The sequence below is a fragment of the Actinomadura fulvescens genome (assembly GCF_039533225.1).
Taxonomy (GTDB): domain Bacteria; phylum Actinomycetota; class Actinomycetes; order Streptosporangiales; family Streptosporangiaceae; genus Spirillospora; species Spirillospora fulvescens.
Genome location: NZ_BAAATD010000013.1, coordinates 19,432 through 45,755 on the forward strand (window position 1 = coordinate 19,432; position 26,324 = coordinate 45,755).

24 protein-coding genes are annotated in these 26,324 nt (G+C 68.5%); 20 read left to right on the plus strand and 4 right to left on the minus strand.

Annotation, left to right across the window (positions count from 1 at the left end):
* Nucleotides 1-22 precede the first annotated feature (22 nt).
* From ABD333_RS36655 to ABD333_RS36665, 3 genes are all read left to right on the plus strand, one after another.
* Nucleotides 23-1,231 carry a recombinase family protein gene (locus ABD333_RS36655; protein WP_344547175.1) on the plus strand — a complete coding sequence of 403 codons (1,209 nt, stop codon included), beginning with the start codon at nucleotides 23-25 and terminating at the stop codon, nucleotides 1,229-1,231.
* Nucleotides 1,232-1,320: 89 nt separating this feature from the next.
* Nucleotides 1,321-1,692 (plus strand): hypothetical protein, encoded by a 372-nt coding sequence (locus tag ABD333_RS36660; protein WP_344547176.1) that lies wholly within the window; start codon nucleotides 1,321-1,323, stop codon nucleotides 1,690-1,692.
* A 491-nt stretch (nucleotides 1,693-2,183) separates the two neighbouring features.
* Nucleotides 2,184-2,897: an HNH endonuclease family protein gene (locus tag ABD333_RS36665; RefSeq protein WP_344547177.1), complete on the plus strand. Its 714-nt coding sequence runs from the start codon at nucleotides 2,184-2,186 to the stop codon at nucleotides 2,895-2,897.
* A gap of 24 nt (nucleotides 2,898-2,921) precedes the next feature.
* Here ABD333_RS36665 and ABD333_RS36670 read toward each other — a convergent pair whose 3' ends face one another.
* Nucleotides 2,922-3,149, minus strand: a complete 228-nt coding sequence (locus tag ABD333_RS36670; RefSeq protein WP_344547178.1) for a hypothetical protein — start codon at nucleotides 3,147-3,149, stop codon at nucleotides 2,922-2,924.
* Nucleotides 3,150-3,184: 35 nt separating this feature from the next.
* Between ABD333_RS36670 and ABD333_RS36675 the strand changes: the two genes are divergently transcribed.
* The 3 genes from ABD333_RS36675 (at nucleotide 3,185) to ABD333_RS36685 (ending at nucleotide 5,570) form a co-directional block, all read left to right on the plus strand.
* On the plus strand, nucleotides 3,185-3,967 hold the full coding sequence (locus ABD333_RS36675) for a hypothetical protein (protein ID WP_344547179.1): 783 nt from the start codon (nucleotides 3,185-3,187) through the stop codon (nucleotides 3,965-3,967).
* Between the two features lie 442 nt (nucleotides 3,968-4,409).
* Complete coding sequence (locus ABD333_RS36680) at nucleotides 4,410-4,610, plus strand: hypothetical protein (protein WP_344547180.1); 201 nt, start codon at nucleotides 4,410-4,412, stop codon at nucleotides 4,608-4,610.
* A gap of 231 nt (nucleotides 4,611-4,841) precedes the next feature.
* The gene (locus ABD333_RS36685) at nucleotides 4,842-5,570 is read left to right on the plus strand and encodes a DUF6879 family protein (protein WP_344547181.1); all 729 of its coding nucleotides are present in this window, start codon (nucleotides 4,842-4,844) and stop codon (nucleotides 5,568-5,570) included.
* On the opposite strand, the gene ABD333_RS36690 is transcribed toward ABD333_RS36685, so the two are convergent.
* Nucleotides 5,555-6,448 (minus strand): helix-turn-helix domain-containing protein, encoded by an 894-nt coding sequence (locus tag ABD333_RS36690; RefSeq protein WP_344547182.1) that lies wholly within the window; start codon nucleotides 6,446-6,448, stop codon nucleotides 5,555-5,557. The genes ABD333_RS36685 and ABD333_RS36690 overlap by 16 nt on opposite strands.
* A gap of 1,087 nt (nucleotides 6,449-7,535) precedes the next feature.
* Here ABD333_RS36690 and fxlM point away from each other — a divergent pair.
* The 6 genes from fxlM (at nucleotide 7,536) to ABD333_RS36720 (ending at nucleotide 15,687) form a co-directional block, all read left to right on the plus strand.
* Nucleotides 7,536-8,792 (plus strand): methyltransferase, FxLD system, encoded by a 1,257-nt coding sequence (gene fxlM, locus ABD333_RS36695; RefSeq protein WP_344547183.1) that lies wholly within the window; start codon nucleotides 7,536-7,538, stop codon nucleotides 8,790-8,792.
* Nucleotides 8,793-8,835: 43 nt separating this feature from the next.
* Entirely contained in the window at nucleotides 8,836-9,033 is a 198-nt protein-coding gene (locus ABD333_RS36700) for an FxLD family lanthipeptide (RefSeq protein WP_344547184.1), read from the plus strand.
* A gap of 78 nt (nucleotides 9,034-9,111) precedes the next feature.
* Nucleotides 9,112-12,225 (plus strand): lantibiotic dehydratase, encoded by a 3,114-nt coding sequence (locus tag ABD333_RS36705; RefSeq protein WP_344547185.1) that lies wholly within the window; start codon nucleotides 9,112-9,114, stop codon nucleotides 12,223-12,225.
* Nucleotides 12,222-13,418 carry a lanthionine synthetase C family protein gene (locus ABD333_RS36710; RefSeq protein ID WP_344547186.1) on the plus strand — a complete coding sequence of 399 codons (1,197 nt, stop codon included), beginning with the start codon at nucleotides 12,222-12,224 and terminating at the stop codon, nucleotides 13,416-13,418. The genes ABD333_RS36705 and ABD333_RS36710 overlap by 4 nt, the downstream gene beginning before the upstream one ends.
* Before the next feature lie 32 nt (nucleotides 13,419-13,450).
* A complete protein-coding gene (locus ABD333_RS36715; RefSeq protein ID WP_344547187.1) occupies nucleotides 13,451-14,464 on the plus strand; it encodes a thiopeptide-type bacteriocin biosynthesis protein in 1,014 nt (337 codons plus the stop codon).
* A gap of 695 nt (nucleotides 14,465-15,159) precedes the next feature.
* Complete coding sequence (locus tag ABD333_RS36720) at nucleotides 15,160-15,687, plus strand: GNAT family N-acetyltransferase (protein ID WP_344547188.1); 528 nt, start codon at nucleotides 15,160-15,162, stop codon at nucleotides 15,685-15,687.
* Here ABD333_RS36720 and ABD333_RS36725 read toward each other — a convergent pair.
* Nucleotides 15,666-16,961 (minus strand): helix-turn-helix domain-containing protein, encoded by a 1,296-nt coding sequence (locus ABD333_RS36725; RefSeq protein WP_344547429.1) that lies wholly within the window; start codon nucleotides 16,959-16,961, stop codon nucleotides 15,666-15,668. The genes ABD333_RS36720 and ABD333_RS36725 overlap by 22 nt on opposite strands.
* Before the next feature lie 1,233 nt (nucleotides 16,962-18,194).
* Here ABD333_RS36725 and ABD333_RS36730 point away from each other — a divergent pair.
* The 8 genes from ABD333_RS36730 (at nucleotide 18,195) to ABD333_RS36765 (ending at nucleotide 24,910) form a co-directional block, all read left to right on the plus strand.
* Nucleotides 18,195-18,533, plus strand: a complete 339-nt coding sequence (locus tag ABD333_RS36730; protein ID WP_344547189.1) for a hypothetical protein — start codon at nucleotides 18,195-18,197, stop codon at nucleotides 18,531-18,533.
* Nucleotides 18,530-19,138, plus strand: coding sequence for a hypothetical protein (locus ABD333_RS36735; protein WP_344547190.1), 609 nt, complete (start codon nucleotides 18,530-18,532; stop codon nucleotides 19,136-19,138). The genes ABD333_RS36730 and ABD333_RS36735 overlap by 4 nt, the downstream gene beginning before the upstream one ends.
* 538 nt (nucleotides 19,139-19,676) lie before the next feature.
* Nucleotides 19,677-20,597, plus strand: a complete 921-nt coding sequence (locus ABD333_RS36740) for an SAM-dependent methyltransferase (RefSeq protein WP_344547191.1) — start codon at nucleotides 19,677-19,679, stop codon at nucleotides 20,595-20,597.
* Nucleotides 20,594-21,739 (plus strand): SAM-dependent methyltransferase, encoded by a 1,146-nt coding sequence (locus ABD333_RS36745; protein WP_344547192.1) that lies wholly within the window; start codon nucleotides 20,594-20,596, stop codon nucleotides 21,737-21,739. The genes ABD333_RS36740 and ABD333_RS36745 overlap by 4 nt, the downstream gene beginning before the upstream one ends.
* A complete protein-coding gene (locus ABD333_RS36750; protein ID WP_344547193.1) occupies nucleotides 21,736-22,593 on the plus strand; it encodes an SAM-dependent methyltransferase in 858 nt (285 codons plus the stop codon). The genes ABD333_RS36745 and ABD333_RS36750 overlap by 4 nt, the downstream gene beginning before the upstream one ends.
* A 357-nt stretch (nucleotides 22,594-22,950) precedes the next feature.
* The gene (locus ABD333_RS36755) at nucleotides 22,951-23,793 is read left to right on the plus strand and encodes an SAM-dependent methyltransferase (RefSeq protein WP_344547194.1); all 843 of its coding nucleotides are present in this window, start codon (nucleotides 22,951-22,953) and stop codon (nucleotides 23,791-23,793) included.
* A 238-nt stretch (nucleotides 23,794-24,031) separates the two neighbouring features.
* Nucleotides 24,032-24,454, plus strand: coding sequence for a hypothetical protein (locus ABD333_RS36760; protein WP_344547195.1), 423 nt, complete (start codon nucleotides 24,032-24,034; stop codon nucleotides 24,452-24,454).
* A gap of 261 nt (nucleotides 24,455-24,715) precedes the next feature.
* Complete coding sequence (locus tag ABD333_RS36765) at nucleotides 24,716-24,910, plus strand: hypothetical protein (protein ID WP_344547196.1); 195 nt, start codon at nucleotides 24,716-24,718, stop codon at nucleotides 24,908-24,910.
* Nucleotides 24,911-25,463: 553 nt separating this feature from the next.
* Here ABD333_RS36765 and ABD333_RS36770 read toward each other — a convergent pair.
* Nucleotides 25,464-26,303, minus strand: coding sequence for an IS5 family transposase (locus tag ABD333_RS36770; RefSeq protein ID WP_344547430.1), 840 nt, complete (start codon nucleotides 26,301-26,303; stop codon nucleotides 25,464-25,466).
* Nucleotides 26,304-26,324: the final 21 nt, after the last annotated feature.

The following is a 26,324-nucleotide window of genomic DNA, read 5'->3' on the forward strand; positions in this document are numbered from 1 at the left end:
CTTTTCCGCGAGCGAGGCCTTCATGTTCGACCCTCCCCTTGATCTGTCCGCCCTGCCGGGCTACCTGCCCGCGCCGTCCACACGCCCGTGCCGGACCGCGTTTTTGGGGCGCTGTTCCACCAAGGACCACCAGGACCCGGCCGCCTCAATCGCCGGGCAGGTGGCCGAGGCGTCGCTCCTGCTGGCGCCCGGCGAGCAGTTCGCCGCCTACTACTGGGATGTCGAGTCGGGCATGCTGGGCTTGGACGAGCGCAGCCAGGCCACCGATGCCGACTACGCCCGTTTGAGCGTGCCGGTGCGGCGCGACGGCGGCATCGAACAGCTGCTGCGAGCGGCCGAGCGCGGCGACATCGACCGCGTGGTGTGCGAGCGGATCTCCCGCGCCGCCCGCAAAATGCTGTCCAACCTGCAGGTGGAGGAGCACCTCACCACCTGCGGCGTGCGGTTGGACTGCGCCAACGAACCCCAGGGCGGCATGACCACCGGCCGGCTGGAGGTCCGCCGCATGGGCCAGGTCCGCGCGGAGATCGCCCGGGCGGAGCTGATGGAGATGTCGATGCGCGGCCAGCGCCAGCACGCCGCCAACGGCTACCGGCACGGCAAACCCTGCTACGGCTACATCGCCGTGATCGACCCCAACGCGCCGCGGCCGGCCGACCGGTTCGGCACGGTCCGGCCCAAACAACGCCTAGCGCTACACCCCGACCAGCGCCGCCAGGCCACCGTGGCGCTGGGCTTCCGGCTACGCCGCGACGAAGGCCTCGGCGACACCGAGATCGGCCGGGTGCTGGCCGCCGACCTGCACGCACATCCCCCCGGCGAGGACATGCTGCTGTGGAACGGCCGCCACGTGCGCCGAATGCTCGCCCAACCCAAGTACACCGGATTCCAAGTTTTCGGCCGACGATCATCGCGAGCCGACCACGAGCGCGTCACACCCATTTCGCAGTGGGTGTGGTCCCGGCAGCAAGCCCACCCCGCGATCATCACTGTTCAGGAGTGGTACGACACGCAGCTGGTGACCGCGCAGCTACGGGACCGCCGCCGGCCGGGCTGGGGCCGGGTGCGGCAGGCCGCCACCGACCACGGTGTCACCCTCACCCAGATCGGACAGTCGAGCACTCATGCGCTCTGGGACGTCGGCGGCCGCCGCATCGTGCTGCCGACCGGGGAATTGCCCGCCGCGGTGGCCGATCAGATGATCACTCTGCTGGAGCAGATCGCCCGATGACCGGCCCTGCCGACATGTCCGGCACCGGCGACCCTGGCAGCCGACCCACTTCGGATACCGAAAGCGGCAGGACACTAGTCGTGCCGGTCATGCGGCAGGACCGTGTGTGGGTCACCGCGCCAGGCGATCACGACGTGCTGGTCTGCGGCCGCACGCTGCGCGATATCCACGCCGGCGTGCACGCCGCACTGGTGCTGCTGCACGCGCCCGCCCCGCCCCCGCTGGTACAGGTACGGCCGCAGTCGCCCGGCTTGGACGAACTCGCCAAGCAGCAGCACCGGTACCAGCAGGCACTGCGCGTCCAAGCGCAAAAGCTCCGCGACGACGGTGTGTCGTGGTCCGACGTCGCCCAGGCCTGCGGAGTCCGCATCACCGACGCGCAAGCCGCTGTCAGGGGGGCCGTACCAGGCCCGTCGTTCAAGAAGGTGTCTGAGAACGATGATCTTGTCTCAGGGCGATGAGCCGCGAGGGCTGATCGGGGCAGGGCGCCGGTCCGACTTGTTGCATTTAGTGGCTGAGCCCGGGCGGTGCTGCTGGCGCTCGACCGCCGCACTACGCACCACGCGGGCGCTGCCACCAACCGGCGATTCCGCCCCATGATGGGCGTCTGGGCGAGCTCGGCCGCGTGCACGCTGGCGGCAGTCTTGACCTGACCAGGCCCGGGCCGGGCCAACGGGGCCTGGCGCGGCCCGGGACGTGGTCGCAGGGGCGATCAGGCAAGGGGACTCGCCGCTCCTGCGCTGCTGGGCAGTCCGCCGCGCGGCGGACTGCCCAGCAGCGCCTGTGTCCCCGGTGGTGCGTTGCGGCCGAAGTGATCAGCGCTGCAGCACCACGGACTAGTTCTGGCGATGTGCACCTGTCACCTCGACGGGTAGAGGCGGCCTCCATCCGCGAACCTACGCTTGGCATTCGATCACACACAATGTGTGACGATCGTTAGGTATGGAGGATCATGCGACTCCGCACGCCGAGCACGCTACTGCCCACCGCGCTCGCGGCCGCCATGGCGCTGTTCGCCCTCGTGCCGTCCGCCCCCGCGGCCGCTAGCGCCCCGGCCGGTGCCGCAGCCATCGCAGCGGCCGCGCCGCCGCCGCTGCTGGTAGAGGCGATCACCCAGCTGCCGGTCAGCCAGGAGAACCGTGCCGGGTACAAGCGCACCAGCTTCCGGCACTGGATCGACGCCGACCGCGACGGCTGCCACACCCGACACGAGGTTCTGCTCGCCGAAGCCATCCAGGCGCCTGACCAGGGCGCGCGCTGCGCGCTGTCCGGCGCCGTGTGGTGGTCCTACTACGACGACATCACCATCACCGAACCCGCCCAGCTCGACGTCGACCACCTCGTGCCGCTCGCCGAAGCCTGGGACTCGGGCGCCTCGGCATGGGACGCCGCCCGGCGCCAGGCCTACGCCAACGACCTGGACGACGCCCGGCACCTGGTCGCCGTCACCGCCCGCAGCAACCGCCAGAAAGCCGACCAGGACCCCGCCACCTGGCTACCGCCCCACCCGGCCGCGCGCTGCCGGTACGCCATCGAATGGGTGTCGGTCAAACGCCGCTGGCAACTGGCCGTGGACAACGCCGAAAAGACCGCGCTGCACACCCTGGCCGGCGGCTGCCCCGGCGCCCACCTGACCACCGACCCGGCCGCAGCCCGGAACCGGTGACCACCACCTGCACCAGATCGCAGGTCACACACCTCGCCCCGGCCGCCCGCCCGCCGGAGCCGCCATGGTCACCCAGTCGCCCAGGCTCAGGTCGACCCGGTCCAGGTAACGGCCGATCAGGCCGAGCACGGCATACGGCGCCCCGGCCATCTCGTCGGAACTGTCACCGGGCGGGGCGGCGTGCAACTGCTGGGAGCACCACCACCAGCCAGACTCGGTCAGCTCCACACCCACGGGTGAGGTCCTCTCCACCAGCCGCTCCGCACGCAGCTCTGCAGGCCGTCGCGATGGTCACCGACATCCCTGGTGCGGTGATGTGCCGCACCCTGGACACCCTGCAGTTGGCGAGACGGCTGCGCACCGCGAGCATGCCGGGTTCCCGGGGTCTGTCGACCGGCTGTGGCCTGACCGACCTGCTGTGGGAAAATCTGCAGGTCCAGCGCTCCAAGCCCGCGATCCCCCGCCAGTTCGCCGGGGACCCCGAGCAGCCGGTGAGCCGCGGCGATCACGACCCGCGTGAGGACGCCGCTCTGGTCGGCCGCCTCTGGGAGCACCTGGTCACCGCCCGGTCGATCCGGTGGGGCCCGGGGACGATGCACAGGGCGAACAAGGGCATCGCGGCGCTGCCTGACGACCATGTCGCCGAACTGCACGGCGAGCGCACCGACCCGAATACCCGCGGCACGCAGGACGCCTTCACCGCCGGCGGGCCGCCCGCCAACCGGGTGATCGCCGCGAGTCTCCCCGCGCCGACCGCGATCCGCGGCCTCGCGGAGACGCTGCAGCACGACGGCCTGCTCACGCTGGGCCGGCTGTCGGACGAGGAACTTTTCACCGCCTGCCAGTGGATGGGTATCGGGCAGAACCTCCAAGTCCGAGAGCGGATCGCCGACGGCCGCTCCTTTGTGAAAACCCAGCGGATCCGGCCGGCCCAGGCCCTCTGGGAGAGCACCCACCCTGAGCAGATGAACGAGCTCTTCCAGGCCCGCAGACATGCCTCGCCGCGCTTGGCCTCCCTGATGAGGGGGCAGGCCGCGACCCGCGCGAAACTGGCCACGGCAGTGTCCTGATCGCGCCGAGCTTTGGCAGGGTCGGTCAGCTTGGCGAGGACCATCCGTGGCCTGCCGATGAGTCGAGTCCCGACCGACCTCGATCTCTGATCTCCCGGTCCGGAAGACCGACCGACGCCACGGCCGAGGAGGAAACGTGAGCCGCCGCCCCGAACCCGCGCCGTACTTCGAGTTGTGTACGGCGGCTTCCGGATAAGCCTGCAGTCCCGGCCCGTCGGGACACTGATCTCGCTCACCACGACAGAAACACTGATGGGCGGGGCGATCGCCACCGGCGTTTGGCCGCTGTAGCCACGCGACCGCACCTAACTCGAAAATGGTGCTGCACCGGCGCGCGGCAGCGAAACCCAGCCGGCGAGCTCGGCTCCAGTGGGCACAGAGAGGTGTGGCGGGTTTAGGCGACGTCGGCCAGAGTGACCTTCCGTCCGGTGAGGGATTCGAGTTGGCGAACAAGGTCACGTTCCCGGCGGCGCCTGTTGATCCGGCTGGTGTAGAAGTCAGGGCCGAGATCGATGAAGCGCTGGTGGGATCGTTGAGCAGGTACCAGACCACGGTGAGCACGGAGTTGGCGACGGCGACGATGGCGCGTCGTTTGTTGTGTGACTGTGCAGGGATCGAGGCAGCCGTCGGCATGGCAGGGTGAACACGATGTTGGTGCGGCCGTGTTCGCCGGTGCGTTGGTCGTTGACCAGGAAGCTGTCTCCGGTCAAGGGGGGCTTCGCCCGCGTAGGCGAGAGCGATCAGCACGCCGACCAGGCTCGGATGACCGGGCCCGTCAGCCCCATTGACTGGGACGGCGCGACGGGTGAGGGTCATGACGGCAAGGCTTCACGGCGTTTCACCCTGGAGGTTCCCAGCAGTGGATTTCGTTGGCATGGACGACACGTCCCCGAAGAGCACCTGCCCGGCTGTTTTCGTCGAACCCGCCACAGGCGATCTCTTCCAGGTAGGCCGCAAGGTGACCGATCCCGACGTGATCGCTAAGCTCACTGCCCACACTCCGATCCACGACGACGAAGCCGCTTTCTGGACCCCCGCGCGCTTGAAGCCTCAACTCCTTGAGGCGCTCACCGGAACATACGAACCCGGTCGAGAGGGCTACGGCGAACCATCCTTCGAAGATCTGCTGGCCAGCGCTGAGCGTTCGGCCGTTCACCTTGAGGCCCGCGATACCTACGACGCGACGGATCCCGCCTTCCTCAAATGGCTGGAGGACGGCGACACCTCGTATGAGTGGGACGACTGGATCGAGCCGGTCGGCGCGGCCGTCGCACGCGGTGTCAAGGTCCGGCGGCTGCGAATCGTGTCTGAGCCGGTCAGCGACTACATCCGATGGGAACATGCCATCAGCCACGGCAATATCCAGGCCGGAGAGGATCTGCGATGGTTGCCGCGCCGTCTAGCCTACGACCTGGCCGTGCCGGTGGCCGATTACTGGATGTTCGATCACAGGCTTGTGCGCTACCACTTCACCAGCGGTGCCGGTGCCGAACTCGGAGTGTTCGAGTACGTCACTGACCCCCGCAAGATCATCCCGGTCGTCGGCATGTTCGAGATGATGTGGGAGCGGGCGATTCCCCACGCTGATTACAGCCCGTCCTGACCTTCGAGATCGGCCAGGGCGCGTTCTATCAACGCTACGGCGGGTTTCCCGAAGGCCGCCAGCGACCACAGCCGGTCCCAGGCGGCAACGTACATCGCAATCTCGGCCGGCTGAGTGACCGACAGGTATCCCGATACCAGCTCGACTGTGACCAACTCGGCGTCGGTGATGTCGAATGCCTCAACCGGATGGATGGCGCGGCGGTCGGCGTTCGCGGGGATGATGCCGAGTGACACCGTCGGCCTTTTCATCGTCGCCAGCAGATGGCGCAGTTGAGCGGCGTGTAGTTCACGGGAATAGGGACGCAGCCACAGCACGGTCTCCTCCAGTAGGAACAGCCACCGCGCGTCGGGGCGACCGAGCAAGGTCTGGCGATCCATGCGTTCGGCAACTGCCTCGGCCAGATCGTCCTCGCTATCGGCGACGTCGACACGCTGCTCGTCCTGCACGGTACGCAACGCCGCGAGGGTGTACGCCTGGGTCTGGAGCATGCCGTGGATGACCTTGGGCTGATAGGCCCTCGACAGGGTGAGTTCCTCGTATTCCTGGCGAACAGACTTCTGCGCCGCCGTCAGCCCACCGCGGTTGAGTTGCTGATAGGTGACCCACATCCGGGCCGCGTTTGCCTGTTCGCCGAGCAGCTCTTCGGTGCGCCGGTCCGATGCCCCGCAGATCCTGCACCATAGCCGAACATGGTCGGCGGTAATGCTGCGCTGTCCCCGTTCGATCATGCTGACCAGTGACGATCTACTCCACCCGGCAAGCTCAGCGAATCGCACACCGGAGATCCGCTTCTCCTGGCGCATCTGGCGAAGCTGATCGCCGAGGCGTTGCCGGGCGGCCTGTGCACTGGACGATGGTGAGGATGAGGAAGACATCGTGTGGTCGATATTGACGTATCAGAGCTGCACTACCAGCCATGTTTCACATGGATTAACACCCCTTGATCGTTCCCAGTCCCCGGCAGATCAAGCCGCAGGTGTTAAAGAGTGTGAAACTGCTGGACCTGGAGACCACCGAGCGGTCAGTGTCAAGCGACAGCGAAGCTCATGGGCTGGAGAAGGGGAGGCGGCCGTGGCCATCGATCCACCACGCACCGCTAAGACCCCCGGAAGCGACGAGATCGCGGTCGCTGAGCAGCCTCTTCGGCCACGTGTGGTCCTCTTGGCGCTGGCCTCGGGGCTGGACGGTGAAGGTGTCCGGTCACGCCTTGTTGACGACAGCAACCTTCTGCGGTGCTGGGATCCCCATCGGACCGGCGGCACACGAACGGTCGCTTGTGTGCCAGGTGGCGAAGGGCGCCTTGATCTGTGCTACCACCCGGACAGTGAGCGGCTGGCCGATGCCCAAGAGGTTCTCCGGCCGGGACCCAGGTCGGCCGTGGCCCACAAGGTCGCTGGAGACCTTCTCGCCGGCCGGGGGCTGAGGAGGCCAGGCATATGAGTGCGGGAAATCGCGCGTTGCACCTCGGTCGTGGTAGTGGCTCTGGAACGCCGACGTGTGGCGCTTCTCAATACCGACCTCGTCAGGAAAGCGGCAGCCGTTGGGGCCGCAGCAGAACTTGGGTGCGCCCTTCGGGGCCGTTTTCGCCGTTGGGAGTGAATGCCTCGTTCCACGAGGGGCCACTAGTGGATATGGTCAGCGCGCTCATCGGCACGACCGTTGCCTTCGGCGGCTATATGCTGGCCGTTTTTCTGCGGACTCTTGAAGATATATGAGGCGCGTGCGATCGGCTGGACAGCCTCAAGCAAAACGATGCCATGATCTGCAAGGAGTGATAATCATCGCAGCGGCCCTCTTGTGCTGATCTTCGTGGCCAGGGTTGACCTTCCAGCGACCGTTGACCAAGGAAAGGGCGCGCCATCCATAAGATCCAACGCAAAGGGCGCAATTTCTTGGCCGAAGGCGGCCGAGTCCAGGGCGTGTCCGAAGGGGTGACAGAGCGCGATGCCTAAACTACCGGGGATGGACAACGACACCATCATCTCGCCGTCTGCGGAACAGCTTCGTGATCGTCTCGTGGACGATCTCCTCGCTGACAAGACGGTTACCTCGCCCAGGGTCGAGGAGGCGTTCCGCAGCGTTCCCCGACACGTGTTCGCTCCCGGGGCGCCGCTGGAGCAGGTGTACTCGCGGGACATCGTGGTCGTCAAACGCAACGAGCAGGGCACCCCGATCAGTACGGTGTCGGCACCGGAGATCCAGGCTCGGATGCTGGAGCAGGCCGAGATCGGGCCGGGCATGCGGGTGCTGGAGATCGGCAGCGGCGGCTTCAACGCCGCCCTGATCGCCGAGATCGTTGGCACCACGGGACAGGTCACGACCGTCGACATCGACCAGGACGTCACCGAACGGGCCCGCGCGTTCCTGAACGAAGCCGGTTACGAACGGGTGAATGTCGTGCTCGCCGACGCCGAAACCGGGATGGCCGAGTTCGCGCCCTATGACCGGATCCTGGTCACCGCCGGAGCATGGGACATCCCACCGGCATGGACAGATCAGTTGGCGGCGGGCGGCCGGATCGTGGTGCCCCTGCGGATGCGGGGCGTGACCCGTTCGCTGGTCCTGGAACGCGCGCCGGGTAGCGACGCCGATCATCTTGTCAGCCGCTCGGCTGAGGTGTGCGGCTTCGTCAAGATGCAAGGGGCCGGTGCGCACACAGAACGCCTGTGGCTGCTACGTGGGGAGCAGGTCGGTCTGCGGTTCGACGACGGGGCGCTGGAGGAGCCCAGCCTGCTAGACGGCGTCCTGGCCAGTGAGCGGGCCGCGGTCTGGTCGGGTGTCGTGGTCGGCCGCGCGGAGCCGTTTGAGAGCTTGCCGCTCTGGCTGGCGACGTCGCTGCCGGGATTTTGCGCGCTGACCGTTGACTCCAGCGCGGGGGATCCCGGGCTGGCGGTGGAGGCCGGCGGACGCTGGTTCCCGTACGCGGTCGCCGAGGGTGACTCCTTCGCCTACCTGTCGACCAGGCCGTCGGGCGAAGGGCGCGTCGAGTTCGGCGCTCACGGCTACGGCCCGCACGCCGCCGACATCGCCGCCTCCTTGGCCGGCCAGGTGACGGTATGGGACCGCGACTACCGCCGTGGCAGCGGCCCGGACTTCGCCGTCTGGCCGATCGACACCCCAGCTGAACGGCTGGCTACGAGGCCGGACCGCACCGCCGTCATCAGCAAGGTCCACCGGCACGTCACGATCTCCTGGCCGTCAGTGGATTCACCTCACTGACAGCCAGGTCCCGGGCACCACCCACCGAAGAGAAGGAGCGGCCATGTCCCCAACGCCCCCCACGCTTCTCGCACAGAACCGGGCAGAAGAGGCGGTATACGACGACGCGGAGTTCAGCCTGGATCTGCGAGTCGTCGAAGCCGCCGTCCCGATCGCCAAGCTCATGTGCGACACCAGCGACAACTGTGGGAGCACCTGTAGCGGCAGCGCTTGCAACACCAGCGCCAACGACCCTTTCTAAACCATTGTGACCAGGTACCGCGCCTCCGGCCGGCTTGCGGAGGCGCGGCACCCCACCCCCCCGGCGAGGAGTCACGTGATGGGATCGCGCTCGCTCTACCGCCCCGCCGACGTGGTACTCGCCCGCGTCACCACTGACCCGGGTGATCTGAAACTCCCGGACGATCTCAGCTTCAGGGACGCGACCATCGGGCTGGACGGGCGAGGGTGGCTGGCTCGGACCTGGGAGCGCCTGGACGTCCGGGCAGCCGTGCGGCTGGCCAGCCCCGCGCTGGCCGAGCAGATCGACCACGCCCTCGCCGAGGCCGGCCCAGATCGTGAGGGCCAGGATCGCAAGACCAGGCGCCTGGTCCTCGCCCTGGTCTCGTACCTGATGCGCTGGCAGCAGCGACCGACCCCGTTCGCTCTGTTCGCTGGTGTCACCACCGCCGAGACCGCACGAACAGCCTCAGCCCGGTTCGGCACCGTTCACCGTCCACTGGCACGCACCGACGGGACATGGCTCTTCGCGATCATCAACCACCTGGAACGGCAGCCTGACCTGCTCCCGCGCCTTCACGTGGTCGCCAGCAACGAAGGAGTTGTGCGCGGGGACCGGTTCGTGGTCCCTGGCCGTGGCCCGGTCCACAGCGAGGGTCCTGGTCCCTGGGTGGAGGTGTCGGTCCGCAACACCCGCCCGGTGCGCGCCGCGCTCGCCAGCGCCCAGACTCCGGTCCCGTTGGGTGAACTCGCCGATCAGCTGGTCGCTGCTTTCCCCGCCGCAGGTACGCAAGCCGTTCACGCGCTACTCACCGATCTTGTCGAACAGGGCCTGCTGCTGACCAGCCTGCGGCCCCCGGCCACCGTCGTGGACGGCCTCGGCCACCTGCGCACACAACTGCTAGCCGCAGGCGCCGACCGCCTCCCCGATCTCAAGGCCCTGCTCGCCGACCTGGCCGAAATCTCCAAAGGCCTCGCCCGCCACAACCTCCACCATTGTCCTGTCGACGCCGAAGCGGCCCGCACCAAGACCTCCAGCGCGATGAAGGACCTCTCGCCGGGCACCGGCCAGGTCCTGGCCGTCGACACTGCCGTCGACGGCCAGATCACCATCCCGAGCGCCGTCCTGCACGAGGCCGCCGCGGCAGCGTCGGCCCTGATGCGGCTGACCGCCCAGCCGTTCGGCACCGATGCGTGGAGAGACTTCCATGTCCGGTTCCGCGACCGGTACGGACCGGGCGCGCTGGTGCCGGTCCGAGAACTCGTCGGCGACTCCGGGCTTGGCTTTCCAGCAGGTTTCCTGGGAGCTGCGCGCCAGCGGGCGGCCCGCGCCATGACCGACCGTGACGCGGTGCTGCTCTCCCTCATCCAGGAAGCGGCCATCGACGGCCGCACGGAGATCAGGCTGACCGAGCAGACGCTCACGGCCTTGGCCGTCGGCGGCCCCGACGAGCCGGTCCCTCCGGACCGGGTGGAGCTGGCCTTTGAAGTTCACGCCGCCTCAACGACCGAGCTGGATCGCGGCCGATTCCAGCTCTGGGTCACCGGGGTTCCCCGCCCGGCCAGCAGCCTGGCCGGGCGGTTCACCTGCCTTCTGCCCGACCAGGCCCGCCGTTCGCTCGCTGATTCCTACGCCACCGGAACGCACAGTGCATCCGGCGGAGCAGCGGTCGCTGCGCAATTGTCCTTCCCGCCACGCCGCCTGCACAACGACAACGTCACCCGCACGCCGCGGCTGCTGCCCGAGGTCATCTCCCTGGGCGAGCACCCCGACCCCACCGCCGCTGTGATCAGCCTGAACGACCTGGCCGTCACTGCGGACGCGACACAGATGTACCTGGTGCAAGCCTCAACCGGCAGACGCATAGTGCCCCGGGTCCTGCACGCACTGGAGGCGTCGGTACAGACGCCTCCGCTGGCGCGGTTCCTCGCCGAGGTCGTGGCTGCCCGCCATGCGGTCTATGGCCCCTTCGACTTCGGCGCCGCCCGCACCCTGCCCCACCTGCCCCGGATCCGGTACGGCCGGACCGTCCTGTCGCCCGCCCGCTGGATCCTGTCCGCCGCTGCCCTTGCACCTACGGGCGAGTCCATGCAGACCTGGGAGAAGGACCTGCACGCCTGGCAAGAGCGGTGGAACGTCCCGACCAACGTCACGCTGGTCCAGGGCGAGCTGCGCCTTCCTCTCGACCTTGAGCACCAGGCCCACCGGACGCTGCTGCGCAACCGCCTTGACCGTGCCGGGCGACTAGAGATCCGCGAAGCCGGCGACCCGGCCGCACGTGGGTGGATAGGCCGGGCCTGCGAACTCCTTGTCCCCCTCACCGCCGTTGCCGCCCCACCCACCGGCACCCCCCAGCACCGCCCGGCCGCAGGTACAAGGCCGGCCGCCCGTTCGTTCCCCGGCGCCGGGGAGGTGATCCACGCCCAGCTCCTGGGACACCCCGCACGCTACGACCAACTCCTCACCGGCCATCTCCCCGGCCTGCTCGAACGGCTCGGCCCGAACCTGCTGGAGCGGTGGTGGTTTCGCCGCCACCAAGACACCACCCGGCCCGACACCGACCAGCACCTGTGGCTCCACCTACGCCTCGCCTCCCGCGAGGCCTACCCCGCGGCCGCCGCCCAGCTCGCCGACTTCGCCGCCGACCTGCTCGGCCAAGGCCTGCTCGCCGACCTGACCCTGGGCTCCTACCAGCCGCAAACCGGCCGCTACGGCCCCCACATCCCCAGCACCGAGCAGGTCTGTGCCGCCGACTCCGCCGCCGCCCTGGCCCAGATCACCATGGCGACCCGGACCGGCCTCCCTGTCCAGGCGCTCACCGCGGCCTCCATGACCGACCTCGCCACAGCCCTGGCCCCCGACCCCGTCACGGGATACACCTGGCTGATCGAACAGCTCCCGCGCCACGGCGGGAAAATAGACCTGGCGCTGCGCGACGCAGCCCTGCACCTGGCCGACCCCAACCTGGACGCCGTACGACGCCACCCCGGCGGACCAGCGGTCGCCTTCGCGTGGGAAGCACGAAGGACGGCACTAGCCGACTACCGCAACCACTTCACGGCCAGCCAGACCGCCGGGGTGTTCCGGTCCCTGCTGCACGACCAGCACACACGCAGCATGGGTGTCGACCCTGACCTCGAACGCACGACCAACCAGCTCGCCCGCGCCGCCGCTCTTCGCCAGCTCGCCCGCACCGACCGGCCAGCGCCATGACCCGCAACGACGAATCCAGCGCCGCACGCACCCACCCACAGGACAACGGCGCCGACGACACGGCTCTCCTCGCCCAATCGCTGGCTAGAGGCGCGGCCGGAACCGCTCTGTTGCACATCGAACGCGCCCACACTCAGATCGGCACCTGGCAGACCGCGCGTGCCTGGGTCAACACCGCCACCCGAGAGGAGATCATCGCCTCCCACCACACAGGCCTGTTCTACGGCGCCCCCGCCATCACCTTCGTCCTGCGCACCGCCCAGGCCGACGGCATCCCCCGCTACCGCTCCTCGATCAACACCCTGCACGGCCACCTGACCCGAACGACCGAGCTACGACTCCAAGCGGCCAACGCGCGCATCGAACGCGGCGAAACCACAACGTTCGCCGAGTACGACCTGTTCTACGGGCTCACCGGAATCGGCGCACTGCTCCTGCGCCATTCACCTGAGGTTCCACAGCTCCAGCACATCCTCACCTACCTGGTCCAGCTCACCCGGCCTCTCCCAGATGGACGGCCAGGCTGGTGGGTCGCCCACGCCCCCGACCCGCTCCTGCCCACACCGGGAGGCCACCTCAACCTCGGCATGGCGCACGGCGCCGCCGGGATCCTTGCGTTTCTGTCCACCGCCGCACGGCGCGGCCGCACCGTCCCCGGACAACTTGACGCCATCGCCGACCTCGGCGAATGGTTCGATCGATGGCAGCAAGACGGACCAGCCGGGCCCTGGTGGCCGCAATGGATCAGCGGCAGCGAGTTGACCACCGCCGGCCGGAGCGCCCAGACCGGGCCGCCCCGACCTTCCTGGTGCTATGGCACCCCCGGCATCGGCCGCGCTCAACAACTCGCCGCCATTGCCCTTGCTGACGCCGCCCGCCAGCGCCGCGCCGAGCACGCCCTGGCCGCAAGCCTCACCGACCCCGACCAGCTCGCGCTCATCACCGACCCTGGCCTGTGCCACGGCATCGCAGGTGTCTACCAGACCGCGTGGCGAGCTGCCCGCGACGCCCTCACCCCCACCATCAGCCAGCAGCTCCCCGCCGTCATCAACCTGCTCCACCAGCACACCCCGCCTGCTGACCCCGCGGGCCTACTGGATGGATCCGCAGGCCTGGCCCTGGCCCAGCACACCGCGGCTCACCCCGACACCCCGCCGCTCTCCGGATGGGACGCATGCCTCCTGATCGACTAGACAACGACCCGACCGGACAGACGACGAACATCGTGGCCAGAGCGAACCCGCAGCTCACCCAGGACGAGACACTCCGGGCCATAGTGAAAGTTCTGGCCGGTCATCGCCTGAACGAGGTTGCCGCCCTGCACCACATGGAGATGAGCGAGCTGGCCTCCGCAGCCCAGGTCTACCAACAAGCTGGCCAGCGGGCGATCGAACAGCAGGCCGCCGATCGGGACTGGTGGCAGCTCTATCTCCAATTCACCGACTGGACGAACACCGAGAAGATCGCAGCCGACCACCTCGAACCGCTTCTCCAACACGCCGGCAACGAAGGCTCCAGCACCCAATGGTGGTTCATGCGCAAATACCCCTGCTGGAGACTGCGTCTGCGCCCAGGCCCCGACAGCAGCCGCGTGAAGTCGACTATCAGCACAGCGCTCAACGAGCTCGCCGACGCCGGCCAGATCGAGCGCTGGTGGCCTGGCATCTATGAACCCGAAACCGCCGCGTTCGGGGGCGGCACCGCCATGGCCGCCGCACACGACCTGTTCCACGCCGACAGCCACGCCATCCTGAGCCTCCGCCGTCACAAGCACGCCAACCTCGGCCGTCGTGAACTGTCGGTCCTGTTGTGCGCCGCGATGATGCACGCCGCCGGACTGGAATGGTACGAGCAAGGCGATGTATGGCATCGCGTCCTCCAGGAACGGCCTCTCCCCGCCGACATACCGCCGGACCGGCTCCGTCCCATGATCGGCGACCTCTACGCCCTGATGACCGCCGACTCCACTCCCGACGGAGCACTCTTCGGCTCAGGCGGACCCGCGGCCTTTGCCGCCGAATGGGCCGCCGCCTTCCACCACGCAGGTCACCTCCTTGGCGTCGCAGCCCGCGCGGGAGCGTTGCAGCGAGGCCTCCGCCACGTGCTGTCCTACCACGTCATCTTCCACTGGAATCGCCTCGGACTTCCCCTCCGCACGCAGAGCATCCTGGCATCGGCGGCACGCTCAGCCGTTCTGGAGCCAAATGCGCCCGAGGCCGAAAGGCGCTCACCCAAGTAGCGCCCTGAGCAGGAACGCCAGATGATCCGCCGTGTCGCCACCTTCAGCGTCGCAGCGCTCGCCGCCGCCGCGGCGACCGCCGCCACACTGGCCCAGCAGGCCCCCAATTCGCCGCCCCGATCAGTCCGACCACCACCGCCGCCGCCAGGTGTAGTTCCATCACGGCAGCATCCGGACCGCCGAACGCCGCTCCACCGCGCCGTCCACAGCCGACGGTTCTTGGTCGCTCGGAGCCACCGGGCTCGGGTTGGCCAATGACCCCGGCTGGTTCACAGTGAGGACGTGACGCTTCCGGACGGGCGCAAGGTACCCATGGAGCGGTAGCTCACGCACGCGCTCACGGCCCTGGCCGAGGACCTGTGCCCGAACTGCCCGGCCGCCGTGGCTCAGCGGCTGCGGCCGGTCACCCTGGCCGACTGGCTGGGCACCGAGCGCACCGTGACGGTGCTGGAGTGCCTGCGGTGCGGTGGTGACTGGTGGCCCGGTGGATTCTGCTTCCGGACAGGGCTGGGTGGGACGTGTTGGCGAACGCCGAGATGGTGCGCGCGGTCTTGGCTGCCCGTACCTGGTCCCGTCAGTGGCGCGTCTCTGGAGGATGAGTTCCTGAGCAGGCGGTATTGGTTCCCGTTCGGTGATGGATCGGGGGGCGGTGTCGCGCCCTTCCTTCTCGTCGTCCATGCGGGCAGCATCAACGCATGGACGATGTCGAGTTCGAGCACCTGGACCGCGATGCCACCCGTGCGATCTTCTCGCAGATCCAGACCGTGTACGCGGCCGCCTTCCCCGAGTACAGCCTTGATGGCCACCGAGATCGGACCTTTCGGCAACTCAAGGTGCCGGGTTTCGAGACGGTTACCGCACGCTCCAACGGCGCCTTGATCGGCTTTGTCTATGGTCTTCCTCTCGGCGAGGCCACTGGTTGGTGGCGAGGGCTGGAACCGCCTCGGGCCGCTGATTACACAGCCGAGACCGGCGCCCGGACGTTCGCCGTCATCGACCTGGCGGTCCTTCCTGAATATCGTGGTCGTGGCCTTGCCCGTCGCTTGATGGACGAGTTGCTGCAGGGGCGCACCGAGGAACGTGCCACCCTGGCTACCAGCCCTGGCAAACCCGACATTCAACGGATGTACCAGCGATGGGGGTGGCGTGAGGTGGGACGCGTCCCCGGCGGCGAAGGAGCAACCCAGACCGCGTTCGACCTTTATGTGATCTCTCTGCGCTGACGCCCAGGCAGCAGCATCGCGCGATATTCCTGTACAACCGGAGCGGTGATGCTCTGTGGTGGAACGGCTTCAAGTACCTTGCCGGCGATATTCGTAATCATCGTCGTGCGTAGTTCGGGATAGCATCGCTCGTAGTGCTTACGCGCATGATTGATCCCGGTCTCGACATCACCTGCTCGCACGTGCCCCAGCGCCTGCAACAGTCCTGTTTGAACGTGCACACGCCAGGGCGGCGAGCACGCAGGCAACAGTTGATGTGTGCGGGCGACGGCCCGTTCTAGTTCGTCGGTGTCGCCAAGATGGGCGGCGACGTAGGCCTCGGTGTAGCGCAGCCGGTCTTCACCCCAGTTCGCAATGGAACGGACATCGCACGTGACCGAATCGGGGAGCAGTTCGAATACGGTCGTGCACCGCGCAAGTTCCTCCTTGGCCGCGGCGGCGGCCTGCGGGTTGGCGGCCGCAAGCAGCTGTGACCGCACGGCCAACACCTTCACCAAGCCCCGGCCTGGAACCCACGGGTATCGCGCGATCACCTCGTCGGTCTGCTTGAGCAGCAGGGGAACCGGTCGCCGTTCATAGAGTCCGTGGACAAGCCATTCGCCACTGACCCACAAACTTAGATCCATGTCGCCTGACCGGTCGGCGGCCTGCTGCGCTGTCCGCCACCATGTACGAGAGCCTCGAATCTGCCCCAGGTTGGACAATGTCTTGGCCAGTAGCGCGGCCAGTCCGCCGATCACCCGGCACCATGACGGGTACGTTTCGGTACCCGCGTGCCGGGCCGTTGCCTGTTGGACCGCAACGAGATCCGCCGCCAGACTCCGCACCATCTCGTCCGAGGTTGTGGACGGGTAGCTGTACCCGTACTCCTCCACGATCGCTTCCCACTCGTCGAGGTGGTCGCCGCGATAGTCCCCTATCGTCTGCTCGACGCTTGCCTGGATGCTGTTGAGGGCGTCCAGGGCTGGTGATGTTGTCACCCCGAGGGCTGCCAGCGCCTGCAGAAGCCTTCGCCGCTCCATCTCTTCCTCGTCCGTCTCTACGGACCCCGTACGGGATCCCTTGGACTTAATGGGTCTTCTCAGCGGATTGAGTTCCCCAGGAGCGTCGAGCGCTCTCTCCAAAGCCGTCACGCAGTCATCGCCCGCGCGCTTTTGGTCGTTGAGGACGTGCGAGAGGTGCCCGATGCTGTAGTTCGTCTGCTTCGCCAACTGGTGCAGTGATACCCCGCGCCGCTCCATCAGGACGCGCATCTGGTCACCGAAACTCATCATCGCCGCCACCCAACCATCCTGACTGGGGTTGTCCAGGGTTGTCCTGTTGTCTTTTAGAAGAGGTCGTCGGACAACACCTTCACGGGTTCACAGGGTTCCGTTTCGATACCTGACGTAACCGCTTTCTCGCTCACGCGGCTAGGCAGGTACCAGATGGTGTTCCCAGCGCAAACCCACCACACGCCTCACTCGCACACCCAAGCGCTTGAGGCCGTCATGGGACGCGCTAAGGCTCGCGACTGGGCATGCGAGCTGATTACTGGCGATCGGCCGGAGAGCACCGTTCTGCGTCTGCACGTCCGAGCCCGTGGACATCGTGGTCCGCAACGTCGTGGTCCGCAACCGCGGCGGCGGTCCGTACGCGTTCGCCCAGACCCCGCACCAGGCGATCGCGCCAGTGACCGACCTCGAGTAGGCCGTTCGCGTCATCGCCTTTTTCACCTCCTGCGGCCCGGTGACCACGCTGTTCACCACAGCGGGCCGCGCCGAACTCGCCACCGACCTGCCCCGTCGGCCATGACCACCCCGTCCCAGCCAGCCCCCGGGCCCGGCGGCATCTCCAAGACCACATGTGGGTGCGTCGCGCCGTTATCCCAGCACCCACCCTCCCACTCGCCACCAACGGCGAGTCCAGCCGCCTCCCCGGTCCCCGGGGAGGCGGCGAGGGGGCCGTACGACCGGGCCAAGGCCACCACCCGCGGTCCGGCCGTACGGCACCCCCGTCCAGCAAGCACGCGGCAGCGCGGTGCCCAAAGCCCGCGCTGCCGTGTGCCACCACCTTCGAAATCGCGCCTGGAAAGGCCGACCGTGATGACATCCCCGCATCCGGTCCCGGCGGCTCCCGCCGTCATGGATCCGCGCTACTTCGGCGCCCCGACTCAACCGCCCCGCTCAGAGGTCCGGGCGACCGACCATGCTCATGCCTGCGACCTAGCGGCTGCGTCCAGACGCTTCTACACGCCTTCGACGTCCCTCTACACGCTAACGCCCTGGTTCCTGACGCGGGGGATGACTTCACTGGACGTGACCGCAACGACGCCCGTTGACCAGCCTGAAGCGCAGGCTCTGGGCACGCTAGCCGGAACGGAGGCCCGACCGATGAGCACGCCAGCCGACCCCTGGCCGTCGGGGAGACCCTTCGACGGCGACGCTGCGAGGGTGAATGCGCCGCATTCGCACCGCCGACCGAGCTGGTGGCGTCGCGCTCCGCGCCCGCCGTCTCCGCTGGACGCGGTGCCGGCCGAGCCCGATCACCCAGACCTCGATGGCGTCCCAAGGGTCACCTGGGCCGAGGGACTGCTGCACGCCCTGCGGGCCCGGCACCCCGCGTGGGTCATCTTCGGCATGGCCGGCCAGTGGTGCGCCCGCAAACAGCCACCGGGAGGCGAGCCGGTCACACTCACCGCCCCCAGCTCGCACCTGCTGGAGCAGAAGATCATCGACTGGGACGCGCGCCATCGCACCCGCGACCATCACCAGCCTGAACTGATGCGCCCCTATGTCCACGCCGACGCCCCAATTCCGCTGCCCGTCAACACCGATCCCGCCACCAGGCAAAGGACCGCCCCGTGACTAACTCTCCGATGCTTCCAGGTCAGCGACCCGCCACGACCGGCCCGCTGACCGGCGAGGACATCCTGAAGGACCACGACGTCGACCCCGACGCACTGCGCGATGCGGTGGTCGAGTACATGTGCACCCAAAGGTGCTACCCGCGGGGCACGGCGATGCGGATGTTCGGGCAGGCGATCGTGCTGCTGCACTACCTGGCCCGCAACCCCGAGCTCGCACTGGCGCCGTCGCAGGTCGTCGACGAGGCAGTGGATGCTCTCGCGGTGCACACCCCCTACTGGAACCAGCTCGGCGCCGTGCTGCTCGACGGCGTGCCACCAGTCGGCGACATCGAGCCGTCGGCGCCGACGCTGCCGCCGACGCGGATCTTGCACCACCTGCCACACGTGCCCGGGGAGTCCCGCACCACTCCCGACGGCCGCCGAGTGATACCTCCGGCCAAGGTCGCCGCGCTGCTACGCCAAGCCGGCTACGCGGTGGACGAGGAGCTGTGGCCCACCGACGAGGCGGGCGACAGCGCCGGTGACTGCTGCCTGTTCTACTCCGAGCAGACCCAGTACCTGCGGCCTTTCAACCGTCAGCCCGTCGTCGTCGCCGCGTCCTAGCGGCGTCATGAGATCCCGTCGCCCGTCTGTCATTCAGGCTCCGTCACTCCGTGGGCCGGGATGGTCCACCGGGCGGGCGGCGGGGGCCAACCAACCGGGCCCGAGGCCGCACCCCGCAGCTGGCCACGGGGCCAAGCCCCGGTTGAAGGTCTGTGCCCCGGACGGTTTCTGGAGCTCAAGCGGGCTCGCCGTCCGGGGCCGGGCGCCCCACGCCCCGCCACATCCACCACCGCGGACGAAACAGGCCCGTGCTCCGCCGCGACAACCGCACCGACCCGAGGCAGATCAACCCCTGCCAGCCAGCAAGTCCCGGTACGCACCACCCACCCCAGCGGCACCCACCACCCAGGCAACGAATTGGTCCGGTCAACGGATCAACGCATCCACGCCGCCAACATCGCAATCACCGCTGAGCACCAGCACCGCGAACTGCGCCTGCTGGAGCGCCCCTTCCTCGATCACTGCCCCTAACGGCAGCGGTGCCGGCTACAGGCTCACCCCCAGCCGCCTTCTCCGCACCCAGAAAGGCCACCTTCGAATGTCCCGGTTCGACGACCTTCCCCCCAACGTCCCCCTGCTCCTGGCCACACCGCGGCCGCTGGGCACGAACAAGGAGAAGGGGAAGGAGGAGCCGGTTGCCGATCCCGCCCGCATGTACAACTTCTACCTGCGCGGCAAGGACAACTACGAGGTCGACCGCGTCGCCGCCCAGCAGGTGATCGACGCAACCGGCGGCGAAGCGATCCCGATGGCCGAGGAGAACCTGAGGTTCGCCAGCCGCGCCGCCGCCTACGTGGTGGGCGAGCGCGGGGTGCGGCAGGTGCTGGATATCGGCATGGGCATCGTCAACGACCTGCCCGCCGACCTGCCCACGGTGGAACGGGCGGTCCGCGCCGCGGCCGACGGGGTGGTGCTGATCGGGTTCGACCACAGCCCCATCGTGCTGGCCCACAGCCGCGCCCTGCGCAGCGCCCCGGGCAGCGGCTACGACGCGGTCGCCGGCGCCGACCTACGCGACCTGGACAGCCTGTTCGCCACACCTGAGCTGCACAACCTCATCGACCTCGGCCAGCCGATCCTGGTCATGCTGGCGGCGGTACTGCACTTCATCACCGACCAGGAGGACCCGGCCCGGCTGCTGGCCGACCTGCACGCACGCCTGGCGCCCGGCTCTTGCCTGGTGCTCTCCCATGCGTGCTCGACCGGAATCCCCCAGCAGGCGGTTTCTGGCATGACCAGCGGCTACCTGCGCGCGTCCAGCCAGCTCACCGTCCGCACCCAACCGCACATCCTCGCCCTGATCCAAAACGCGGGCTGGGAGCCGCTGGATCCGGACGTGCCGTTGTGTGATGTGCAGATGTGGGCGCCGCCCGGCCAGACGCGCCAGTACCAGGGCAGGGCGTTTGAGAAGGTGCGGGTCGCCGGCACCATCGCCGTGTCCTCCAAGGCGACGGCATGAGCTTGCAGTGGGGCCTGCGCACCGAACCGCCAGCGACCTGGCCGGGGGTGTGGAACTACCTGCTCGGCGGCAAGGACTTCTCTCCGGCCGATGAGCAGGCCGTGGAGCGGACCGGCGCGGTGGACGTGCTGGCCGCGATCGCGCGTGGCCGCGCCCTGTGGCGGGCCCGCGCGGTGTGGCATCTGGCCACCGAACTGCGCCACCGGCAGTTCCTGGTGATCGGTATCGACCTGCCGGCGCCCGGTCTGCCTGACATCCATCAGATCATCCGGTTGCACACCGGCCGCTCGCGGCTGGTCTATGTCGATTGCGACCCCGTGGTGGTGGCTCACGCGCGGGTCCTGCTGTCAGGCCGCATCGGGGAGGGATGCGCGCACCTGCACGTTCCGGTCGATGATCCGGACGCGATCATGGAGGCCGTGGCGGGTGCCCTGGACCTGGACGAGCCCGTCGCGGTGGTGCTCATGCATCTGGGGCGCCATGACCTGCTCTCCTCGCGGCTTGTGGTGCAGGGGCTGGCCAGCGCGCTGGCGCCGGGCAGCCACCTGGCGATGACCGGGCTCACCCGCCTGTTCGAGCCGGAGACGATGCACACGCTGGCCCAGCGCCTTGCTCCGCTGCCGCTGGTCACACGCACGTCCTGGCAGATCATCGGCCTGTTCCAGTACTGGGGCGAGGTGATCGATCCCGGAGTGATGCTGGCGCAGGACTGGCGCGACCGCCGGCCTGAGGGGACCGATGCGGTAGATCTGCTGGGCGGCATCGCGGTCTCCTCCCCCACCCGCCGCACCGGCCGTACCCGGACCCGTCCGGCAGCACGGTGGACGCCTGCGCTGGGGTCGATGTCACCCGGGCTGGCGTCCGGGCGCGCGGCCAGCGTGCTGGGCATCACCACCCAGACGCTGCGGGGATGGGCGCAGGCCGGATACATCCGCTGGCACCCTGACGACCCGCTGCGCACGTACTGGGCGCCTGACGTGCACGCGCTGGCCGAGCTGATCGGCTGGCACCCCTATCCCAGTCTGCGGCTCCTCAAAATGCTGCTGCCGCCCGGCACCCCAGCCGCCCTCGCCGCCGACCGAGCGGCCCGCGACGACGCGGCACACGACCGCTGTGATCACGCGCCAGGGAACCGGTCATGACCTCCGCCACCACACGTCCCGCCCCCAGCACCCGGCAAGGCGCCGCGGCCGAGGGCGTCCCCGTACCTAGGATCGACACCAGCGCACCGCATTCGGCGCGGGTGTGGGACTACTGGCTGGGCGGCCGAGAGAACTACCCCGTCGACCGCGAGGTCGGCGACCTGTTCGCCGAGTTGCTGCCGGGCATCGTCGATGCCGCCCGGCACCATCGCGCGTTCCTGACCCGCGCTGTTGGCTTCATGGCCGGCCAGGCGGGGATTGCTCAGTTCCTGGACATCGGTACCGGGCTGCCGACCGTGGACAACACCCACGAAGTCGCGCAACGCGCCCGGCGTGACGCGCGCATCGTCTATGTCGACAACGACCCGCTGGTGCTGGTGCACGCCCAGGCCCTGCTCACCAGCAGCCCGGCGGGCGCGACCGGCTACCTCGACGCCGACGTCCGCAACCCCGAACAGATCCTGGCCCAGGCCACCACAACCCTGGACTTTGATCGGCCGGTCGGGCTGCTGCTGCTGAACATCCTGCACCACATCACCGACGACGCCCAAGCCCACCAGATCGTGACCAACCTCCTTGGCGGGTTGGCCGCCGGCAGCATGGTGGCCATCGGGTGGCTCACCGCCGCGGTCGACGGCCAGGTGATGCACCAGGCGTTGGACGCCTGGACAGGCATGGGCGGCGACCCGATCGTCGCCCGCCCACCTGAGGAGCTGGAACGCTTTTTCGGCGGCCTGGAACTGCTGGAACCCGGCGTCGTCTCCTGCTCGCGCTGGCGGCCGGACCCCACCCCGTTCGGTGCGGACCCCGAGGTGGCCCAGTTCTGCGGCGTCGCGCGCAAGGCCCGGCCATGACCGGCGACAACGCGGTGCAACCCGACACCATGCCCAGCCTGCCAGGCGGGCGGCAGACATCACCGCAACAACCCACCCGCACTCTCCGCCTCTCCCTCGCCGACACCGACTCTGACAGCGGGCACCACCGTGAATGACATACCACATCGCCGACACCGGCCCAGGCACGGCCCAATCACCAGCCTCAACAGATGGTGCGGGCACTACAGCGGCCCTACGCCCACCAGGCGGGCCCTTCCCTGCCCTGGTGGCCCAGACACCGCTCAACCAACGACCGCTGGGACCAGCACGCCCAGCCTTGACGACTTCGACTGGCGCGCAGCCCAACGCGACCTGTACGGCGGTATCAACAGCCAAGTGCCGCACTCGGCGCGAGTGTGGAACCACTTGCTGGGCGGCAAAGACACCTACCCAGCCGACTGTGAAGCGGCCGAACAGCTCGCCTGGCTGTGGCCCGGCATCATCGACCTGGCGCGCGGCGGCCGCGACTTCACCCACCGCGTTGTGCAGCACCTGGCCGACGCCGGGGTCCGGCAGTTCCTGGACATCGGCTGCGGCCTGCCGACGGTGGGCAGCACCCACGAAATCGCGCAGAACAGCGCGCCGGACGCCCGTGTGGTCTATCTCGACAACGACCCGCTGGTCCTCGCGCACGCCCGTGCCCTGCTCGCCTGCGATCCGCCCGGCAGCGTCGGCTACATCCAAGCCGATCTGGCCTCGCCGCAGGAACTGGTGACCGCGGCCCGCCAAGAGCTGGACTTCACCCGCCCCATCGCGATCCTGCTGATGGGCGTCCTGCACCACATCGCCAACCACCCCACCAGCCGCCACCCCGACGACGACCACGACGCCGGCCACGACGACGCCCTCGCCCAGGCCATCGTGCACGACCTCATCTGCGCGCTCCCGCCCCGAAGCTACGTGGCGCTGTGGGACATGACCGCCGGCGCGGACCCCGCCCTGGACGAGGCCGTCCAGCGGCACAACCAGGGCGGCGCGGCGCCGTGGCACCTGCGCACCGTCCCACAGCTCACCCGGCTACTGCGCGGCCTGCAGATCCAGGCTCCCGGCGTGGTCCAGCTCAACCACTGGCGCCCCGACTCACTCGACCCCAACCCGGCCCCGCTGGTGGGCGGCTGGGGCGGCGTCGGACACAAACCACAGGCCGCAAGCAGGGCGGCGAAGGCAGGGCCGGCATGAGCATGCTCCCGGCGAACAGACCCCGCCCGACCTCAACCACACGATGTCCTCGCCTCCCCGACCATCGGAGGTCCTGTTGAACACACCCGGCTCAAGCTCCGCTGCCCTGGGTGGTAAGGATCCCAGCCCTCAACAACGGGCAGAACGCCCACAGTTCCAGGCGTCCTACTGCCGCCGCGCACGCACACTCGTGCGTTACCTTCGACCGATCCTGCAAGAACGCCCCGGCGCGTCCCTCGTGGCGCCCCAGCACGGCACCGACCTCCTGCGGCGCGCCGCAGACACTCTGGCCACTGTGCAGACCCCGTATCACCACCCCGCCCGAGTCATCGCCGCAGGCCGCATCCTGGTACGCGTCCGCAACGACCCCGGCGCTGTCTATCTCGGCGCCCACCTGCAGATGATCGGCGAGCGGCTGCGCACGCGGCGGCCGCCCACCGAGACCGACATGCACCGCATCGCCCAGGCCTATGTCCTGGTTGTCTACATCTCTAGAGGCAGCCTGGCCAACGCTCCCAGCGAGGACCGGCTGCCATGCCGACAAGGCGTCTGCATCAGCCTCAACATCGTGCGCGGCGGCCGCTGCGAACACGATCCACGCATCGACCTCACCACCCTCCCGCAGCATCTCCGCCACCACCCATCTCTAACTCCGCCCTGACCGCACGGCACTCAAGGTCTGGAGTTTGTCCAGCCGTTCCCGGTCTGCCTGCTGCGCTTCGGGGCTTCTCGTAGCGGTCAAGCAGCAGCGACGTGCTGAGTTGGGCCTGCTCGGCAAGGTTGTCCGGGTCCGTCATCTCGTTCTCCCCATGCGCGTGGCGGTGGTTCCGGTCCATGTTGTCACCCCTGTTCAAGGTGGCTAGCCACCCCATTGGCAGCATGACCCTGGACGGGTGGCAAGCCACCGTGGAAGGATTTCCGCATGCCGAACAAGCACGCCTACCCAGCGATCACCCCAAGACCGCACCCCGAGCTGAAACGGCGTGCCCAAGAAGCGGTCGCCGAAGTCGGATCGACCCTCAACGCTCACGTCATCGCCTTCCTTGAGTGGCTGGTCGGCGACACAGATGAACTGCCGGAGCGGCCCGAACCGAAGAAGCTGGGGCCTGGGGAGTAGGTGCCGCCGGGCGCAGGCTCCCGGTTCCCCATGAGCGATCGCACCGCCGGTATCCACCGCGCCTGCCCGGACACGGCGAGTCGCTGAGAATCTCGTCGCCGTCCGCGCCCGTCTGAGGCTGGGGCGTCCAGCGTCCGGAAGGCCCGGATGAGGGCCTGGCCGGTGACGCCGGCCGCCGCATCCTGTCCTATAAGGCCGACTTCGACCAGGCGCGGATTGCCGCCACTCGCGCCCACGCTGGCCCGGATACCGCGCACCTCCCACGGCGGCTGCCGCCGTCGGCTGGCTGATCTGGCTGTGGTCGGCAGAGGTCGCCGATCGAGTTGCTGGTCAATCGGTCGGTTCGTGTGCGTGTCGAAGGAGTGTCCCGCAGCAGACATTCGTGGAGCAGGTGGAGAGGTTGACCGAGCCGTTCGCGCGCAGAACGGTGGCGTTGCGTCAACTGCTGGAGAAGGTAGTGCTCGCATTAGCCGGACGTCCGGGTGCTCGGTGGAGCAGACATTTGGGGATCGTGGCCAGTTCTAAGTGGGAGTTTTGTCCTGTGTCTGGTGGCTCAGGGGTTGCGCCAGGTGGGGGTGGTTTCGCCGGTGAGGCGGCGGGTCATGAGGTCGATCATCGCGATGTGGATCATGGCTTCGGAGCGGGTGGGCAGGGTTTCGTAGTCGCGGGCCAGGCGGCGGTGGAACATCAGCCAGCCGAAGGTGCGTTCCACGACCCAGCGTCTGGGCAGTGGGACAAAGCCCTTGATGGCAGGGTCACGGCGGATGGTTTCCAGATCGATGCCCAAGCCTGCCGCGTGATCGGCGACCTTGGTGCGGTAGGCGGTATCGCCCCAGGCTTTGGTGATGGTGGGGTGGCTGGTGGCGACGTCGGTGAGCAGCTGGCGGCCGGCGGCGCCGTCGGACACGCTGGCCGCGGTGACCAGGACGGCCAGCAGTAGCCCGAGTGAGTCGGTGACGATGTTGCGTTTGCGGCCCACGATCTTCTTGCCGACATCGGTGCCCTGGCTGGTCAGCGGCACGTCCACAGAGGTCTTCACGCTTTGGGAGTCGATGATGCAGGCGGTGGGCTCGGGCCGATGTCCCTCCTGCTCGCGGACCAAGCCGCGCAGCAGCCCGGTGAGCTGAGCGAATACCCCGTCGGTCTCCCAGCGCGCGAAGTAGGAATACACCGTCTGGTACGGCGGGAAGTCGTGCGGCAGATAACGCCATGGGATGCCGGTCCGATCCACATACAAGATCGCGTTCATGATGGTGCGCAGATCGTGTTCGGGTGGGCGTCCGAAGTCCAGCGCGGCGGCGCGGCGCTGCTCGCGCCACGCGGTCAGGGTCGGCTCGATCAGCTTCCACCGGGCATCGGACAGATCACTGGGATATCGACGAGGTACGCTCATGACCAGGATGTACGCCGCGCT

Excerpts from the sequence above, each read along its gene's own strand:
- ABD333_RS36655 (WP_344547175.1), top strand. The coding sequence starts at position 23 with ATGTTCGACCCTCCCCTTGATCTGTCCGCCCTGCCGGGCTACCTGCCC.
- ABD333_RS36660 (WP_344547176.1), top strand. The coding sequence starts at position 1,321 with ATGCGGCAGGACCGTGTGTGGGTCACCGCGCCAGGCGATCACGACGTG.
- ABD333_RS36665 (WP_344547177.1), top strand. The coding sequence starts at position 2,184 with ATGCGACTCCGCACGCCGAGCACGCTACTGCCCACCGCGCTCGCGGCC.
- ABD333_RS36675 (WP_344547179.1), top strand. The coding sequence starts at position 3,185 with ATGGTCACCGACATCCCTGGTGCGGTGATGTGCCGCACCCTGGACACC.
- ABD333_RS36685 (WP_344547181.1), top strand. The coding sequence starts at position 4,842 with ATGGACGACACGTCCCCGAAGAGCACCTGCCCGGCTGTTTTCGTCGAA.
- ABD333_RS36690 (WP_344547182.1), bottom strand. The coding sequence starts at position 6,448 with ATGTCTTCCTCATCCTCACCATCGTCCAGTGCACAGGCCGCCCGGCAA.
- fxlM (WP_344547183.1), top strand. The coding sequence starts at position 7,536 with ATGGACAACGACACCATCATCTCGCCGTCTGCGGAACAGCTTCGTGAT.
- ABD333_RS36700 (WP_344547184.1), top strand. The coding sequence starts at position 8,836 with ATGTCCCCAACGCCCCCCACGCTTCTCGCACAGAACCGGGCAGAAGAG.
- ABD333_RS36705 (WP_344547185.1), top strand. The coding sequence starts at position 9,112 with ATGGGATCGCGCTCGCTCTACCGCCCCGCCGACGTGGTACTCGCCCGC.
- ABD333_RS36710 (WP_344547186.1), top strand. The coding sequence starts at position 12,222 with ATGACCCGCAACGACGAATCCAGCGCCGCACGCACCCACCCACAGGAC.
- ABD333_RS36720 (WP_344547188.1), top strand. The coding sequence starts at position 15,160 with ATGGACGATGTCGAGTTCGAGCACCTGGACCGCGATGCCACCCGTGCG.
- ABD333_RS36725 (WP_344547429.1), bottom strand. The coding sequence starts at position 16,961 with ATGATGAGTTTCGGTGACCAGATGCGCGTCCTGATGGAGCGGCGCGGG.
- ABD333_RS36740 (WP_344547191.1), top strand. The coding sequence starts at position 19,677 with ATGTCCCGGTTCGACGACCTTCCCCCCAACGTCCCCCTGCTCCTGGCC.
- ABD333_RS36745 (WP_344547192.1), top strand. The coding sequence starts at position 20,594 with ATGAGCTTGCAGTGGGGCCTGCGCACCGAACCGCCAGCGACCTGGCCG.
- ABD333_RS36750 (WP_344547193.1), top strand. The coding sequence starts at position 21,736 with ATGACCTCCGCCACCACACGTCCCGCCCCCAGCACCCGGCAAGGCGCC.
- ABD333_RS36765 (WP_344547196.1), top strand. The coding sequence starts at position 24,716 with ATGCCGAACAAGCACGCCTACCCAGCGATCACCCCAAGACCGCACCCC.
- ABD333_RS36770 (WP_344547430.1), bottom strand. The coding sequence starts at position 26,303 with ATGAGCGTACCTCGTCGATATCCCAGTGATCTGTCCGATGCCCGGTGG.